This window comes from Breoghania sp. (genome assembly GCF_963674635.1).
Taxonomy (GTDB): domain Bacteria; phylum Pseudomonadota; class Alphaproteobacteria; order Rhizobiales; family Stappiaceae; genus Breoghania.
On record NZ_OY771475.1, the window covers coordinates 2,345,681 to 2,362,640 of the forward strand.

Genomic DNA, 16,960 nt, shown 5'->3' on the forward strand with positions numbered 1-16,960 from the left:
TCGGAAAATTCTGGCGTCCGCCCGAATTCCATAGAACATGGGGTTGTTCTAAGGTGCGGCAACAAATCACGGATCGGGGAACCAGACTGGCCATGGACCAAAAGCCAAAGAAGCTCAGTGAACTCGAGGAAGCCGCCCTCTATTTCCACCGCTACCCGCGACCGGGCAAGCTGGAAATTCAGGCGACCAAACCGCTGGGCAACCAGCGCGATCTGGCGCTTGCCTATTCACCGGGTGTGGCCGCTCCCTGCCGGGCGATTGCGGACGACCCGGGTGCTGCCGATCACTACACCAGCCGCGGGAACCTCGTCGCCGTCGTCTCGAACGGCACCGCGGTTCTGGGACTGGGCGCCATCGGTCCGTTGGCCTCCAAGCCGGTGATGGAAGGCAAGGCCGTCCTTTTCAAGAAATTCGCAGGCATCGATGTCTTCGATATCGAGATCGATGCGCGCGAAGTCGACCGGATGGTCGATGTCATCTCCGCTCTGGAGCCGACCTTCGGCGGCATCAATCTGGAAGATATCAAGGCCCCGGAGTGCTTCCAGGTGGAAGCGCGCCTGCGCGAATGCATGAATATCCCGGTCTTCCATGACGACCAGCATGGCACGGCCATCATCGTGGCTGCTGCGGTGCGCAACGCCATGGAATTTGTCGGCAAGGACATTTCCAAGGCCAAGATCGTGGCTTCCGGGGCGGGAGCAGCGGCGCTTGCCTGTCTGAACCTGCTCGTCTCGCTTGGCGCCAGCAAGGAGAACATCTGGGTCACCGATCTGGCCGGTGTCGTCTATGAGGGCCGCGAGGAACTGATGGACGAATGGAAGGCCACATTCGCGCGCAAGACCGACAAGCGGAAACTCGCCGAAGTCATCGACGATGCCGACATTTTCCTCGGTGTTTCCGCGGCCGGTGTCCTGAAGCCGGACATGGTGAAGCGGATGGCGAAGAACCCGCTCATCCTTGCGCTCGCCAACCCGAACCCGGAGATCATGCCGGAGGACGTCGCGGCAGTGCGCGATGACGCCATGATGTGCACCGGGCGCTCCGACTACCCCAATCAGGTCAACAACGTCCTCTGCTTCCCCCATATCTTCCGTGGCGCGCTCGACGTGGGGGCGACGACCATCAACGAGGAGATGAAGCTCGCCGCCGCCATGGCAATTGCAGAGCTCGCCAAGGAGGAGCCCTCGGAGGCCGCGGCACAGGCCTATGGAGGCAATACGCCGACATTCGGCCCGACCTACCTGATCCCCTCCGCCTTCGATCAGCGCCTCATCCTGCGTATCGCGCCCGCGGTTGCGAAGGCGGCGATGGAGACCGGGGTTGCGCGCCGTCCGATTGCGGATTTCGAAGCCTATCTCGACGAGTTGAACCGCTTTGTTTTCCGTTCCGGGCTGATCATGAAGCCCGTCTTTGCTGCCGCCAAGAATGCAGGAAAACGGGTGATCTATGCCGACGGCGAAGACGAGCGCGTCCTGCGTGCCGCGCAGATATTGCTGGAAGACGGCACCGCGCGCCCGATCCTGATCGGACGCCCGAACGTTCTGGCCAGCCGCTGCGAACGCTTCGGCCTGCGTGTGCGTCCGGGGACCGATTTCGATTTCATCAACCCGGAAGACGACCCGCGCTACCGCGACTACGTGGATGAGTTCCTGCTGCGCATGGGCCGCAAGGGCGTGACGCCGGATGGTGCGCGCCGGATCATTCGCGCCAACAACACCGCCATCGGCGCGGTGGCGGTGCGGCGCGGCGATGCGGATGCGCTGATCTGCGGGCTCGATGGCCGCTTCGACCGGCACCGGCTGATGCTCGACCAGGTGATCGGACGCGCACCCGGCGTGCACGAGCTTTCCACGATGTCGCTGCTGATCAATTCCAAGGGCGCGCATTTCCTGTCCGACACCTATGTCTCGGACAATCCGAGCGCGGAAGAGGTGGCGGAGATGACGTTGCTGGCCGCCGGTCAGATTGCGCGGTTCGGCATCACACCGAAGGTGGCGCTGCTGTCCAGCTCCAATTTCGGTTCCCGTTCCTGCGACAGCTCCACCAAGATGCGGGCTGCGGTGGAACTTCTGTGGCAGCGTGCGCCGGACCTGGAAGTGGAAGGTGAAATGCACGGCGATGCCGCTCTGTCACCGGAACTGCGCGCCCGTGTCGTCTCCGACAGCAAGCTGACGGGGGCTGCGAACCTGCTCGTCTTCCCCACGCTCGATGCGGCCAATATCGCGCTGAACCTTCTGAAGGTGATGACCGACGCGCTGCATGTCGGCCCGATCCTGCTAGGGCTCGCCAAGCCCGCGCATATTCTCACGCCTTCCGTGACCACGCGGGGCATCGTCAACATGTCGGCCTTTGCAGCTGTCGAGGCTCAGGCCATCAAGGATACGGAAGCGGCAGCGCAATAGGCAACGCGCCGCAGGACTTTCAGGTGCTCAGACAAAAGCCCCGCCGGAAATTCCGGCGGGGCTTTTTCATCTCGTGCCTCAATGGAGGAATGGCCGACGCTACATGTTCGGGTAGTTCGGCCCGCCGCCGCCTTCCGGCACCGTCCAGGTGATGTTGCCGTTTGGGTCCTTGATATCGCAGGTCTTGCAGTGGACGCAGTTCTGCGAGTTGATCTGGAAGCGCGGCGCCCCCTCGCCTTCCTCGATCCACTCGTAGACGCCCGCCGGGCAATAGCGCTGGGAGGGACCGGCATAGACGTCATGCTCTGACGACTTCTGCAGAGCCATGTCCGCAACCTTGAGGTGGATCGGCTGACCTTCCTCGTGGTTGGTATTGGAAAGGAACACCGAGGACAGCTTGTCGAAGCTGATCTTGCCGTCGGGCTTGGGATAGTTGATCGGCTTGCACTGGGCGGCAGGCTTCAGCGTCGCACTGTCCGGCTTGCCGTGGCTGAGCGTACCGAAGAACGAAAAGCCGAAGAGCGAGTTGGTCCACATGTCGAGACCGCCAACGGCAATGCCGAGCCAGGTGCCGAGTTTCGACCACATCGGCTTGACGTTGCGCACCGTCTTGAGGTCCTTGCCGATTTCACTGGACCGCCACTCGGCCTCATAGTCCGTCAGCTCGTCATTGGCCCGGCCCGCCTTCAGCGCCGCGAATGCCTTTTCGGCCGCCATGATGGCCGACAGCATGGCGTTGTGCGTGCCCTTGATGCGCGGCACGTTCAGGAAGCCCGCGGAACACCCGATCAGCACGCCACCGGGGAAACAGACCTTCGGCACCGACTGCCAGCCGCCTTCGGAAATCGCGCGCGCGCCATAGGACAGGCGCTCGCCGCCCTCGAACGTATCCCGGATCGCCGGATGTGTCTTGAAACGCTGGAACTCGTCGAAGGGCGAGAGATAGGGGTTCTCGTAATTGAGGTGCAGCACAAAGCCGACCGCCACCTGATTGTCTTCCAGGTGATAGAGGAACGATCCGCCGCCGGTGCGGGAATCGAGCGGCCAGCCGAAGCTGTGCTGAACGAGGCCCGGCTGGCTCTTTTCCGGAGCGACCCGCCACAGTTCCTTCAGGCCGATACCGAATTTCGCGGGCTCGCAGTCCTTGTCGAGCTCGAATTTCGCGATGAGCTGCTTGGCAAGCGAGCCACGCACACCTTCGCCGATGAAGACGTATTTGCCCAGAAGCGCCATGCCGCGGGTGTAATTGGGACCGGGCTCGCCGTTCTCCGTCAGACCCATGTCGCCCGTGGCCACGCCGATCACGCGCCCCTCGTCGTCATAGAGCACTTCGGAGGCCGCAAAGCCGGGATAGATCTCCACACCCAGCGCTTCCGCCTTTTCCGCAAGCCAGCGCGCGACGTTGCCGAGCGAAACCGCATAGGCCCCGTGGTTGCTCATCAGCGGTGGCATCATGAAATTGGGAAGGCGCAGCGCACCGGCCGGCCCCAGCACCATGAACTTGTCGGTCGTCACCGGGGTCTTGAGCGGGTGGGTCTCATCCTCGCGCCAGTCCGGGAACAGCCGGTCGATAGCGACCGGATCGATGACGGCGCCGGACAGAATATGCGCCCCGACCTCGGAGCCCTTTTCCAGCACAACGACAGAAAGCTCCTCGCCGGCCTCGATGGAGAGCTGTTTGAGGCGAATGGCGGCCGCGAGGCCAGCGGGGCCCGCGCCAACAATCACCACATCGAATTCCATACTCTCGCGCTCAGGCAGAGCTTCCGTTTCGGCCATATCCTACTCCTCCGGTCCGGCAAATCGGTGCGACGTTCTCTGTTCGTCTTTCCGATCTTGTTTAAATCAGTGCGTTGGGGCCTGCAATGCGCATGGTGCGCCGCACACCCGCTCACCAGCATAGCCTATGGATGGCTGCTCATGGACACAGTTTACAATAGGATTTACCTGCCGCTGCGACAGCCTTGCCTTATGTCGGCCCGTAGGCCATGAAAGTGGCATGACCGCGCCCCTCAATCCCGCCGACCTGGAAGTGCTGCTCGACTTTTACGTCGCATCGGGCGTCGATGTGGCATTGGCCGATGCGCCGGTGAACCGATTCGAGGAAAGCGCCCAGCATGCGGCCCGCGCGCAAGCGCGCGCCAAGGCGCCCCCCGCTCTGCCTGCGGCAGGCATAGGGACTGCTCCATCTGCCCGGCAACCCGTCCAAAGCCAGGCCGGACAGCCCGCCCGCCCAGCTCCCGCGCTGGCTCGCCCGGCAGGATCTGCGCCACCCCATTCCGGCTCACCATCCGCTGGCGCGACAATTCCCGGCGATGGCGCGGTGATGGCTGCGCGTGAAGCGGCGGGACAAGCTGCCACGCTGGAGGCTCTTCGCGAAGTCCTTGCAGGTTTCGAAGGCTGTAACCTGCGCCTGACGGCCAAGAACCTCGTCTTTTCCGATGGCGCGGAGAATGCCCGACTGATGTTCGTGGGCGAGGCGCCCGGACGGGAAGAGGATGCGCAGGGCGTTCCCTTCGTCGGGCGTTCGGGCAAGCTTCTTGACCAGATGCTGAAAGCCATCGGGCTTTCACGCGAAGAGGTCTATATCGCCAATGCGGTGCCGTGGCGGCCGCCGGGAAACCGTGTTCCCTCGCCTCAGGAAGCAGAGATCTGCAAGCCATTCATCCGGCGGCAGATCGAGCTGGTGGACCCGGATGTGCTCGTGTTTCTGGGCGGAGCTTCGGCGAAACTCCTTGTGGGCACCAATGACGGTATCATGCGGCTGCGCGGCAAGTGGCTGGACTATCAGACCGGCAGCCGCGCCATCCGCGCCATTGCCACGCTGCACCCGGCTTACCTTCTGCGCACGCCCATTCAGAAACGCCTTGCATGGCGTGATTTCGTGAAGATCAAGGCTGCACTCGACGGGCGCGCGTGAGCGGATGCCAGCTCCACCTGCCTTCACGCAAATGTGGGGTGGAGTTGATCGCGGCGAAATATCGAAAGAGACCATAGGCGTCTAGGCTGGCCTCCTTCATTTTGGAGGATTTCGCCATGACGCATCATCGTGTTTCAGATCTTTCCAGGCGCACCCTGCTCGGACTTGGCAGTGCGGCCCTTGCAACCCCTTTCATCCTTCGCGCGACAACCCATCCTGCATTTGCCGCAGCCCCCATGCTCGGCGTGGACCGCCCGGCCTTTAACCGTTTCAAGCTCGGCGCGTTCGAAATCACCACCGTCTTCGATGGCGGCATCGCCCTTGATGGACCGCACCCCATCTTCGGACAGGATCAGCCCGCCGAAGCGGTCCAGCAACTGGCCGAGGCCAATCATTTGCCGCCCACGCGCATGGAAATCGGTTTCACACCGGTCATCGTCAACACGGGCGAGAAGCTGATTGTCTTCGATACCGGCAATGGCGCTGGGCGCAGGCCAGCGGCCGGCAAGTTCGGCGAGGCTCTTCGCGCTGCCGGCTACACGCCGGAACAGGTCGATATCGTCGTCATCACCCACATGCACCCCGACCATATTGGCGGCATCATGGAAGGCGGCGCGCCTCTCTTTCCCAATGCAGCCTATGTGACTGGCGCGCGCGAATATGACTTCTGGAGCGCGGACGACCGGCTTTCCGGCCCGACCGAGGGTGCGGCAAAGCTGGTGCGCAGTCATGTGGTGCCGTTTGCGGAGAAAATGACCTTTCTCGACCCGGAGGGCGATGTGGTCTCCGGCATCACCGCCGTGAACGCCTTCGGCCACACACCTGGTCACATGGCCTACCACCTTGAAAGCGAGGGCCGGAGACTGCTGCTCTGGGCCGATACGGCGAACCATTTCGCAATCTCGGTCCAGAAGCCGGACTGGCATGTTCGCTTCGACATGGACAAGGAAATGGCCGGCCAGACGCGCAAGCGCCTGTTCGACATGGTGGCCACGGATCGCATCGCGGTTGCGGGCTATCACATGCCCTTCCCGGCTGTCGGCTACATCGAAGCGCGCGACGGCGCCTACAGGTGGACCCAGGCGGCCTACGAGCTTTATCTCTAGAAGGAGGGTCTATCGCCACCAGATCCCCCGGTTCAGTGACGGGCCCGGGGGAGCCTGACGAGGCGGCTCGCATATCCCGCATCCACGCACATTATGATGTTTAGCAACGACATTTCGCATTTACGCCACTATCTTGTCATTTATATCCTATTCTCTCCATCTTAGACTTGAGGCAGCCGTTCCATCGCTCAAGTCAGAGCGAATGATCCATACGAAGAGAACGCCGACGATTGCAGGTCCGGCATTCCTCTCCCAGGAGCGGCTCAAGCAACGTCATCGGGGCAGCCGATGACCGGACGACGGCGCAGGTGCAGGTGCCTACGCCTCGTTCCTGAATGATCCCGGTTTCTCGCAAGGCTGCCGGGATCCGCAGCCGAGCGCAAGGACGGCTCCCGCCCTTCGCATCCAACAATTCAGACGGAGGAAGGCATGCAGATGGGTAAATTGCGAAGACTAGTCGGTCCGCTTGCGATCGTTGCGGCCCTCTTCGTGGGGGGGACCGCCACCGCCGCCGTTCCCCACGACAAGAGCCTCAGGGGCGTGACACCAACGGTTTCGCAGGTCCGGCTCAACATGACGCAATTCGGGCTACACTTGCCTGACAGGAACGCTCAAGGCAGGTCCATTCAGTTGACCCAGTGGGGCCCGCCGCCGCCGCGTTATCGCAGGCCGCCGCCGCGCTATCGCAGGCCACCGCGCGATGGCTGGCGCTATCGTCGGTATCCCCCTCCCCCGCCGCGCGCCTACTATCGCGGTGGCAGGGCACATGTGAACTGGTGCCTGAGGCGGTATCGTTCCTACAACCCGCGTACGGATAGTTATCTCGGGTACGATGGCCGTTACCATCGCTGCCGCAGCCCCTATCGGTGAGATGTCGGTCCTGTGTCGACCACTCTTCACATCGTGAAATGAAAAAGGCCGGGACTTTTCCCGGCCTTTTTCATGATCTGCTCTACCCGAACTGCTGCGTTCAGTGTGCGGAGGGACCGACCACGCGCCCGATGACCGCCCCAGGGACACGCAGGAAAAACAGCGCCATTGCGAGCCAGCCCCGCAGAACACTCCTTCTGGCGCCGGCTTCCGGCACGTGGCGACGCACCGCACGAACGGGAAGATGCGTCATGCGACGGCGACCGATGCGGCGTACGATTTCCGCATCTGCAAGGGGGGACGCCCTGTCGTGCCCCTGCAAGGTCTCATAGAACCTTCGCGACAAAAGCAGCCCCTGCCGGGGATGGGCGATGGCAAGGACACGAGCGCGCATCCAGCCGCCCAATTCGGCAATCCGGGCCCGAAGTCCGATATCCTCATTCACTGGCCTGAAACAGGCTGCGCGACAATCCCCCTGACCGATCCGCTCCACCCGCTCCACGAATTTGCCGACGTCCCGGAACCAGTCCGGGTCCAGCACCATGTCGGGCTCCAGAAAAAGCAGCCACTCGCCTCTTTTCGCGGCCGCAGCGCCGGTCGCAAGACGCGCGCCTCGCTGGCCGACGGCCTTCATCCAACGGCATCCGGCGGCCTCCGCAATCGTCTCGGTCAGATCGCTGGAGCCTCCATCGACGACAATCACCTCACGCACCACGCCCTCGGCCGAGGCAGGCACCAGCGCCGCCAGCATCTCAACCAGCGTCGCCTCGTTGTTGAATGTGGGTATGACAACAGAGAACATGGGGCCTTTCATAGCACCCTTTTCTGCCCGTTTGCGAGCATCCAGGCCACTTTTGAGCGCGCGCAAATGTTCTTGCTATGTTCTCGTGGCGGTCGTATCTTCGCGACATCAACCGGAACGGGTTCAAGATGGCAGATACAGGCAGGCTTTCGGAAAGGACATATCCCGGTGAAACAAAGGCGCCGTCGCGCACCGATGTGACTTCCCTCTGTGGCGAAGCCCCTACGGGCGTTGCGCAAATCCCGCTACAACGCGGACGCGCCGCGGGACTGAACATGCCCGGGCGTTTCGAGCGTGAGGGGCGCGAAATTGTCGACGACGGTTGGGGCAGCCTTGATGGCCTGCCTCCGCTGAAGACGGAAGTTCAGATAGAAGCGGCCAGGCGGATTGTCACGCGCAACGAGTCTCCTGACATTTCCTTTGACCGCTCCATCAATCCCTACCGGGGCTGCGAGCACGGTTGCATCTACTGCTTTGCGCGACCGTCACACGCCTATATGGGCCTGTCTCCCGGGCTCGATTTCGAGACCAAGCTTTTTGCCAAGCCCAATGCCGCCGAACTCCTGGCGCGCGAACTCTCCGCGCCCGGATACAAGGTGAAAACCATCGCCATCGGAACCAACACGGATCCCTATCAACCCATCGAGCGGCGGATGCGGATCATGCGGGAGGTGCTGGAGGTGCTTCAACGCGCGCGTCATCCCGTTGGCATTGTAACGAAATCTGCGCTCATTCTGCGCGACCTGGACATCCTCAGCGAAATGGCGGCGGACGGGCTGGTAAAGGTGGCCCTGTCGGTGACCACGCTGGATCGCAAGCTGGCTCGGTCGCTGGAACCACGCGCGGCAACGCCGCCTCGCCGTCTGGAGGCGGTGCGGGCCCTGAGCGAGGCCGGGATTCCCACATCCGTCATGCTGGCCCCGCTGATCCCTGCGCTCAATGACGAAGAGATCGAGCGTATTCTTGAAGCCGCGCATGATCATGGTGCGCGCGAGGCCGGTTACATTCTGCTGCGGCTGCCCATGGAGGTGAGCCCGCTGTTTCGCGACTGGCTCTTGCGCAACTATCCCGACCGCTACAGGCGCGTCATCTCCGTTCTCAGATCCATGCGCGGAGGCAAGGATTATGATGCGGAATGGGGAAAACGGATGCGCGGTGAAGGCCCCTATGCCATGCAGATTGGGAAACGCTTTGAGCTTGCAGCCAAACGGCTCGGTCTCAACCAACGCCGCAAGCGGCTTCGCGACGACCTTTTCATCCCGCCCTTGAAAGGCGCGGTGCAGCTGGACCTGTTTTGACCGGGACATTGGGGCGTTGCGCACCGATCCCGCAAAGTCCTGACCGTCAGCCCTTTTTGCAAAGGGGATAAGGCTCTTGGGCCGCCTTGCGGGAAGTCCGGGACGGGGGCACAGTTCTGCCATGGTCAAACCAGCTGTTCCCCCCAAATCCGGATCGACGAAAAAGGCCCCCTCGGGTGCGGGAAAGTCGCGCAAGGGCGTGACCGGTGCCCGTGGTCGAAAGAAGCGCCCGGCGGGACCGGACCTTACCCATGAACGCCGGCTTGCAAGAACCCATGGCGGGGGTGTGGCGGGTGTCGACGAAGCAGGCCGCGGCCCCTGGGCAGGCCCTGTGGTCGTCTCTGCCGTGATCGTCGACCCGAAGGATCTGCCGGAGGGGCTCAACGATTCCAAAAAGCTGTCAGAGGCGCGGCGAGAAGCGATCTACGCCGATATCCTGACAAAATGCCAGGTGTCGATCGTCTTGGCCTCACCGGAACGCATCGACGCGATGAACATTCGCGCGGCCACCCTTTGGGCCATGCGCGCGGCGCTTGGCGCGCTGCCCGAGAGGCCCGCTGCCGCCCTCATAGATGGGCGCGACGTGCCTGCGGACCTGATCTGTCCCGCCGAAGCCCTCATCAAGGGTGACGCTTTGTCCGTGTCGGTTGCAGCGGCCTCCATTGTCGCGAAGGTCACGCGTGACCGGATGATGGTCCTGCTCGATCGGGAATGCCCCGGTTATGGCTTTGCCGCCCACAAGGGTTACGGAACGCCCCAGCACCAGGCGGCGCTGGCCGAAATGGGCCCGACACACCACCACCGGCGTTCCTTTGCACCCGTCAGGAGCCTTCTGGAAAAGGGCGCGTGAGCGGTCACCAGATCGCGAATGCGGAACCGGGATCCAGGTGGCGGAGTTACCCATGCTTGCTGGATCAGCGGTTTTGGCGGGCACCGGACAACAAAAAGGCCGCGGACCCGAAGGTCGCGGCCTCTTCAATTCGTTTGTCAGCTATCTTGCCTGGCAGGCCCTTCGGCCAATCAGTTCAGCCGGGTAGACACATCGTCGATGCTGTCGGCGATAAGCTTGTCAGCCACCTTGCCGGACACCTTCTTCGACAGGATCTCGGTCGCGGCGGCGATCGCAACGTCGGCAGCCATCGCCCTGACCTCGGCCATGGCCTGATTTTCGGCCAGCGAAATCTTCGTTTCGGCGAGTGCCGTACGACGCTCAACCAGCTCGTTGAGAGCTTCTTCGGTCTGCTTGGTCAGAAGCTCGGCTTCGCGACGGGCTTCGGCCACGATGCCTTCCGCCTCTTCTTCAGCCTCGCGGTGCTTGCGCTGGTATTCGGCCAGAAGCGCCTGAGCTTCCTCGCGCAAACGACGCGCTTCGTCCAGCTCGTTGCGGATGCCCTCAGCGCGGTCATCAAGCGCCGAGCTCATCTTGCCGGGAACCTTCAGCCAGACGATCAAAGCGAAGAAGAGAACGAGAGCTACCGTGGCCCAGAATGTTGCATCCATGGTCAGGATCTCCTCACTTCATCGCGGCCGAAACGGCCTTCGACGTCTCGGCCTTGGTGGGCGCCTTGCCAAGCAAGCTCTCAACGACAGCGTTGGTGGTCTCGCTTGCGATTTCGCCGACATCCGCGAGCACGGCCGACTTGATGCCGGCAATCCGCTCTTCAGCGGCAGCAAGCTTGGCGTTGAGTTCTTCCTCAATCGCTTCACGCTTGGCCTTGGATTCTTCGGCCAGCTTGTCGCGGTTCGCCTGAGCGATGCCCTGCGCCTTCTTGCGAGCTTCGGCCAGAGCCTGCTCGTAATCGGCGATGGCCGCTTCGGTTTCCTGCTTCAGCCGGTTTGCTTCGCCCAGATCGCTCGCGATGCGATCCCTGCGGTCTTCCAGGATGCCCCCGATGCGCGGCAGCACCATTTTCGACATCATGTAGTAGAAGAGGCCGAAAGTGATCGCCAGCCAGAGCATCTGGGAGGGAAAAGTCGAGCTGTCGAACGGCGGGAAAGACACGCCCTCATGTCCGCCGTCGTGCGGCACCTCGGTGTGCGCCGTCGTCGCGCCGCTGGCCGCGGACGTCTCGTTCGTATGGGTCTCTTGAGCCTGAGCCAAAGGCGCCTCCAGATGCCACGCCAGATGCCACGATTGCCATCCTGACGCGTGAGAAGCCACCCCGTGAGGGGCCTGCCTTCGTCACGCGCCACGATGATAGTCGAGCACCGCACCATCCCGCGCCCTTCGATCGGGCACGGATTTGTTCAGTTGCCGACAAGACTGTCGGCAACCCTTGCTGATATCAGCCGAAGAGGATGAGCAGCGCGATGAGCAGCGAGAAGATGCCCATGGCTTCGGTCGCGGCGAAGCCGAGGATCAGGCGACCGAACTGGCCGTCAGATGCGGAGGGGTTGCGCAGCGCACCGGTAAGGTAGCTGGAGAAGATGTTACCGAGGCCGATGCCAACACCGCCCATGCCGAGACACGCGATACCGGCACCGATGTACTTTGCAGCTTCAGCTTCCATGATAAGTGCTCCTTGAATGGATACGAGATCTGCTGGATCTGTTGAGGGTTCTTAAAGGGCTTGCCCCGCGACCCGGCCTAGTGGCTCGGGTGCAGAGCGTCGTTCAGGTACATGCAGGTCAGAACCGCAAACACATAGGCCTGCAGGAAAGCGACCAGGAATTCCAGAGCCGTGATGCCCACCGTCATGACAAGCGGCATGACGGAACCGAGGACACCGGCGAAGCCGAGGCTTCCGAGGCTCACCACAAAGCCGGCGAAGACCTTCAGCGTGATATGGCCGCCAAGCATGTTTGCAAAAAGTCGAACGGAGAGGCTGATCGGACGCGAGAGGAAGGAGATGACCTCGATCGGCGTCACGAGAACCAGCAGCACGATAGGCACACCGGACGGCACGAAAAGCTTCAGGAAGCGCAGACCGTGGCGCTTCAGACCGTAGCCCACGACCGTCAGGATCACGAGCATCGACAGTGAGAATGTCACGATGATCTGCGCTGTTACCGTGAAGAAATACGGGAACATGCCCATGATGTTCGCCCCAAGGACGAACATGAAAATCGAGAACACGAATGGGAAGAAGCGCATCCCTTCCGATCCTGTCGATCCTCGCAGCATGTTCGCGATGAACTCATAGAACATCTCCGCCACGGACTGACCGCGGCTGGGAACCAGCCCCCGCCCCTTCGTGGCCAGCATGAGCCAAGCCGTAGTCACCGCAACGGTGCCGACCATGAACAGCGACGCATTCGTGAAGGAAAAATCGACACCGCCGATTTCGACAGGGAACAGATTGACGACTTTAAACTGATGAAGCGGATCGTTCGACACCGTGTCGGCCTCTTGAATCTGTTCTCATGCCGCCGAAGCGGCTCTTCGTTCAACATTAAGCCCCAACCGGACGTTCGCCCGGGAGGTGCCATCGGTTCGATACGTGACGCCTTAGACCATAGATCGCTAGTCGGATCCACCGTCCTTGCGCCTGAATTCATCAGCCGGATCCGAGATCTTTCCCACGGAACGCAGCATGTTCAGGATTCCGGCCGCAAAGCCGAGAAGCAGAAACGCGGCCATTGCCCACGGGGCAGTTCCCAACCACTTGTCCAAGAGCCAGCCGATCAACGCGCCAACGCCAACGCCCGCAATCAACTCGCTCGACATCTTCATCGCCGCCGCAAAGCCGGAAGCGCTGCCGGAGCGTGTAAGGCGTTTCTGTTCCGCCTCTTCGCGTTCATTGCGCTCGGCCAGCGAGCGGTTCAGCTGGTCCAGACGCGCGTCCAAACCACCCTTGCCAGATTGCGGCCCCGCCTGCCCCCCTGCATTTTCCGGCTGTGCGTCATCCTCGGGCCTGTGTTCTTCGGCCATCACATTTGCACCCCCGGATGCAGGAAAACACTGCGTTCCGCCCCCCTGAAAAGTCGCGCGCACCATAGTCGGCACCCCCAAACCTGTCAAGAAGGCTTACGGACCATCTAACCGTCTGTTTTATTTGGGATTTATTCCAAAAATGAAGGGGTTACGGTCATCCACACGACTTTCGTAGCCCCCAAGCGGGCCGTTGCCTGCGATCTAGACGGCCTCCAGGAAGCGTTCAGCCATCTCCAAATCCACAGAAACCAGCTGAGAAACGCCTCTTTCGGCCATGGTTACGCCGAAGAGCCGGTTCATCCGCGACATGGTGATCGGATTGTGGGTGATGACGACGAAACGGGTCTGAGTGAGGCGCGCCATTTCTTCCAGCAAATCGCAATAGCGTTCCACATTCGCATCATCCAGCGGGGCGTCGACCTCGTCGAGAACGCAGATCGGGGCTGGATTCGTGAGGAAAACCGCGAAGATAAGGGCCATGGCGGTCAAGGCTTGCTCGCCGCCGGACAGGAGTGTCATGGTCTGCGGCTTTTTGCCGGGCGGACGTGCGACAATTTCAAGTCCCGCATCCAGCGGATCATCCGAATCGATAAGCTGCAATTCCGCCGTTCCACCGCCGAACAGATGCGTGAAGAGGCGCTGAAAATGCTCGTTGACCACTTCGAAGGCAGACAGAAGGCGTTCACGCGCCTCCCGGTTGAGATTCGCAATGCCCGTGCGCAGCCGGCGGATCGCCTCGATCAGATCATCACGGTCGGAAACCAGAGAATCGCGCTGCGTGGAAACCTCTTCCACTTCCTGCTCGGCGCGCAGGTTCACGCCGCCCAGACGTTCGCGCTCGGCTTTCAGGCGTTCCAGTCGCGTCTCGATGGCGTGGATATCGGGCAGAGGGGCGCCTTCACGCAACTCGGCGATGGCGGGAACTTCCTGCGGGGACACCTCCAGAGCCTCTTCGATGCGCTCTGCCACGTCAGCCGCTCGTGCACGCGCGGACTCCACCCGCTCCTCGGCCCTCACCTTGCCTTCACGGGCCACCGACAAGGCCTCCAGGGCCTCGCGGGCCGTTCGGTCCGCATCGCCCAGCATACGCTCCGCCTTTACCAGCGCATCGTCGGCCGCACTGCGTGCTTCTTCGGCCCGCGCGATCTCGGAGAAAAGACCGCGTCGTTTCTCCTCTATGTCGACAGGACGCTCGGTCAGATCCTCGATCTCGGCCTCTGCCGCCTCCAGTCGCTCACGCAGGATCGCCAGTTGTCGTTCGGCATTGGCTGCCCGCTCGCGCCAGGAACGCCGTTCACGGCCAATCCCTTCCAGACGGCGCTGGCGCATCTCATTCTCGCGATCAAGGCCGCTGGCCAGAGCCCGCGCCTCCGCGACCGCGGCGCGATCCGTGGCCACCACGGCGCGCAACTGGGCGATTTCCGCTTCCAGGCCGGAGGCATCGGCAAGCTCTGACGCGATCTCCTCCGCCTCAGCGAGCGCGGCTTGCGCATCTTCCAACTCACCGGAAAGGCGCGCCTCGGCATCCTCCAGCGCGGTTCGGTGCATGGTAAGTGCGGAAAGATCACGTTCCGCCGCGGCAAGCGCCGCGCGCGCCCGATCGAGCCGCGCCTGGCTTTCGCGCACCACACCACGCGCGGCCTGCTCAGCCTCCACTGCGGCTGCGACGGCGCTTCGCTGGCGTTCCAGATCCGCCTGACGGGCCGCCACTTCGCCCGAAAGCTCCTCGATACGCGCTTCCAGTTCGACGAGCCTGTTTCGCTGTTCGAGGCGCTGGGCGGCAGCCGTGGGCGCCTCGGCGGTCGCGATGAACCCGTCCCATCGCCACAGATCCCCTTCGCGAGAAACCAGACGCTGACCGGGTTTCAGCAAGGGCAGCAGCCGCTCCGCATCGGCGCGCGCAATCAGGCCAATCTGCGCCAGACGCCGGGAAAGCGCTGCTGGCGCGGCCACGTGGGCGGAAAGCGCCTCCACCCCATCGGGCAGGGTCGGATCGGCGGATGGGTCGGAAATCTCGCTCCAACGCACGGGGGCTGCAGGATCGAGCGGAGCATCGAGGTCTTCGCCCAAGGCCGCGCCGAGCGCCGCCTCAAAGCCAGGAGAAACCTCGATCGCATCGATGATCGGCTCCCATTCCCCCTCCCCTCCTGCATTGAGCATTCTGGATAGGGCGCGGGCTTCGGCCTCATCGGCGCCCAGACGGCGCTCGGCACCGGCGAGCGGTTCACGTGCGGCGGCCTCTGATGAACGTGCGTCGGAGGTGGCGATTTCGCTCGCCTCCGCGCGCATGGTCGCCTCCTCAAGAGCGGCTTCGGCGATTTCAAGCGCCACGCGCTCTTCCTCGGCATCGCTTTTCGCCGCGATTTCAGCGCGCAACGCCGCCAGATCGCGCGCAACGTCGGACGCCTGTGCCTTGAACCGATCCAACCGCGCGCGGATTTCGCTCAATGTCCGCTCCGCCTGCGCCCGACGAGCGACAAACGCGGCGTTTTCCTCGGTCTTGCGGGAGAGCTCACCTTCACTCTTGAGAAGAGCCTCCTCCGCAGCGGCGACCTGTTCAATGGCAGTCTGCGATCGCTCGCTTGCCATCTCGTTTTCCGTCAGAAGCGCCTGCTCCTCCTCGTCGAGCGCCGCCAGGAGCTCGGCATTCTCCGTTCCCATGCCTTCTTCGCGCTCGATATCCTGAGAGAGCTGCGCGCGGCGATGGTCGAGATCTCGCAGGCGCTCGCGCACCCGGCGTTCTTCGGCGTCCAGTTCGTTGCGGGCCAGAACAAGCCTCTGCAGGGCAGCCCCCGCACGGGCGGCCTCGTCTCGCAAGCCCGGAACAGTGTGTGCGGCGATCGCCTGTTCCTTGGCAGCTTCGCCTTGCGCAGCCGCGGCCTCATTGACCGCGGCCAGAACCTTCGCCAGTTCGCCTTCCGCGGCCTTTAGCGCCTCTCCGGTTTCCATCCAGCGCAGATAGAGGATCGTGGCCTCCGCCTTGCGGATGTCCCCGGACAGATTGCGATAGCGCGACGCCTGCCGGGCCTGCCGCTTCAAGCCTTCGAGCTGACTATCGATCTGGACGAGCACGTCCTCAAGCCGTTCCAGATTCTGTTCGGCAGCGCGCAGGCGCAACTCCGCCTCGTGACGACGCGAATGCAGGCCGGAAATACCAGCCGCCTCTTCCAGGATACGTCGGCGCTGGGTCGGCTTTGCCGCGATCAGCTCGCCGATCCGCCCCTGGCCGACCAACGCATTGGAGCGCGCGCCCGTGGAGGCGTCAGCGAACAGTAGCTGGACGTCGCGGGCACGCACGTCGCGGGCATTGATGCGGTAGACCGAGCCTGCCTCGCGCTCGATGCGGCGACTGACTTCCAGCAGATCCGCATCGTTGAAGCCCTGCGGTGCGGTGCGGGCGGAATTGTCGAGGTAAAGCGTGACTTCGGCGGTGTTGCGCGCGGGCCTGTTCAGGCTGCCGGAGAAGATCACGTCGTCCATGCCGGACGCGCGCATGTTCTTGTAGGAGTTCTCGCCCATGACCCAGCGCAGGGCCTCGACAAGATTGGACTTGCCGCATCCATTGGGACCGACAACGCCCGTCAGGCCGTCCTCGATCACAAACTCCATCGGCTCCACGAAGGACTTGAAACCGAGCAGACGCAATTTGTTGAACTTCATGGCCGCACCCCGCGCGAGCGCAGTTGCT

The 16,960-nt window shown here is 62.8% G+C and carries 14 protein-coding genes; 6 read left to right on the forward strand and 8 right to left on the reverse strand.

Annotation, left to right across the window (positions count from 1 at the left end; all coding sequences use genetic code 11):
* The first annotated feature begins 92 nt into the window (after positions 1 to 92).
* Positions 93 to 2,402: an NADP-dependent malic enzyme gene (locus tag ABGM93_RS10150; protein WP_321499130.1), complete on the forward strand. Its 2,310-nt coding sequence runs from the start codon at positions 93 to 95 to the stop codon at positions 2,400 to 2,402.
* Between the two features lie 99 nt (positions 2,403 to 2,501).
* Here the strand turns inward: ABGM93_RS10150 and ABGM93_RS10155 are convergent, their stop codons facing one another.
* The gene (locus ABGM93_RS10155) at positions 2,502 to 4,181 is read right to left on the reverse strand and encodes an electron transfer flavoprotein-ubiquinone oxidoreductase (protein ID WP_321499131.1); all 1,680 of its coding nucleotides are present in this window, start codon (positions 4,179 to 4,181) and stop codon (positions 2,502 to 2,504) included.
* Between the two features lie 220 nt (positions 4,182 to 4,401).
* Here ABGM93_RS10155 and ABGM93_RS10160 point away from each other — a divergent pair, with 220 nt between their 5' ends.
* From ABGM93_RS10160 to ABGM93_RS10170, 3 genes are all read left to right on the forward strand, one after another.
* Positions 4,402 to 5,322 (forward strand): uracil-DNA glycosylase, encoded by a 921-nt coding sequence (locus ABGM93_RS10160; RefSeq protein WP_321499132.1) that lies wholly within the window; start codon positions 4,402 to 4,404, stop codon positions 5,320 to 5,322.
* A 116-nt stretch (positions 5,323 to 5,438) separates the two neighbouring features.
* Positions 5,439 to 6,428: an MBL fold metallo-hydrolase gene (locus ABGM93_RS10165; RefSeq protein ID WP_321499133.1), complete on the forward strand. Its 990-nt coding sequence runs from the start codon at positions 5,439 to 5,441 to the stop codon at positions 6,426 to 6,428.
* A gap of 573 nt (positions 6,429 to 7,001) precedes the next feature.
* Complete coding sequence (locus ABGM93_RS10170) at positions 7,002 to 7,298, forward strand: BA14K family protein (RefSeq protein WP_321505824.1); 297 nt, start codon at positions 7,002 to 7,004, stop codon at positions 7,296 to 7,298.
* Between the two features lie 100 nt (positions 7,299 to 7,398).
* Here ABGM93_RS10170 and ABGM93_RS10175 read toward each other — a convergent pair whose 3' ends face one another.
* A complete protein-coding gene (locus ABGM93_RS10175) occupies positions 7,399 to 8,100 on the reverse strand; it encodes a glycosyltransferase (RefSeq protein WP_321499134.1) in 702 nt (233 codons plus the stop codon).
* A 128-nt stretch (positions 8,101 to 8,228) separates the two neighbouring features.
* Between ABGM93_RS10175 and ABGM93_RS10180 the strand changes: the two genes are divergently transcribed.
* Positions 8,229 to 9,398, forward strand: coding sequence for a PA0069 family radical SAM protein (locus ABGM93_RS10180; RefSeq protein WP_321499135.1), 1,170 nt, complete (start codon positions 8,229 to 8,231; stop codon positions 9,396 to 9,398).
* A 121-nt stretch (positions 9,399 to 9,519) separates the two neighbouring features.
* A complete protein-coding gene (locus ABGM93_RS10185; protein ID WP_321499136.1) occupies positions 9,520 to 10,248 on the forward strand; it encodes a ribonuclease HII in 729 nt (242 codons plus the stop codon).
* A 170-nt stretch (positions 10,249 to 10,418) separates the two neighbouring features.
* Here the strand turns inward: ABGM93_RS10185 and ABGM93_RS10190 are convergent, their stop codons facing one another.
* The 6 genes from ABGM93_RS10190 to smc all read right to left on the reverse strand — a co-directional run bounded on the left by ABGM93_RS10190 (position 10,419) and on the right by smc (position 16,932).
* Positions 10,419 to 10,898: a F0F1 ATP synthase subunit B gene (locus tag ABGM93_RS10190; protein ID WP_321499137.1), complete on the reverse strand. Its 480-nt coding sequence runs from the start codon at positions 10,896 to 10,898 to the stop codon at positions 10,419 to 10,421.
* A gap of 13 nt (positions 10,899 to 10,911) precedes the next feature.
* Positions 10,912 to 11,499 carry a F0F1 ATP synthase subunit B gene (locus ABGM93_RS10195; protein WP_321499138.1) on the reverse strand — a complete coding sequence of 196 codons (588 nt, stop codon included), beginning with the start codon at positions 11,497 to 11,499 and terminating at the stop codon, positions 10,912 to 10,914.
* Between the two features lie 184 nt (positions 11,500 to 11,683).
* Positions 11,684 to 11,908, reverse strand: a complete 225-nt coding sequence (locus ABGM93_RS10200; protein ID WP_321499139.1) for a F0F1 ATP synthase subunit C — start codon at positions 11,906 to 11,908, stop codon at positions 11,684 to 11,686.
* 77 nt (positions 11,909 to 11,985) lie between these two features.
* The gene (locus tag ABGM93_RS10205; RefSeq protein WP_321499140.1) at positions 11,986 to 12,735 is read right to left on the reverse strand and encodes a F0F1 ATP synthase subunit A; all 750 of its coding nucleotides are present in this window, start codon (positions 12,733 to 12,735) and stop codon (positions 11,986 to 11,988) included.
* Positions 12,736 to 12,861: 126 nt separating this feature from the next.
* Positions 12,862 to 13,269, reverse strand: coding sequence for an AtpZ/AtpI family protein (locus tag ABGM93_RS10210; RefSeq protein WP_321499141.1), 408 nt, complete (start codon positions 13,267 to 13,269; stop codon positions 12,862 to 12,864).
* Positions 13,270 to 13,473: 204 nt separating this feature from the next.
* Positions 13,474 to 16,932 (reverse strand): chromosome segregation protein SMC, encoded by a 3,459-nt coding sequence (smc, locus tag ABGM93_RS10215; RefSeq protein WP_321499142.1) that lies wholly within the window; start codon positions 16,930 to 16,932, stop codon positions 13,474 to 13,476.
* Between the last annotated feature and the right edge of the window lie 28 nt (positions 16,933 to 16,960).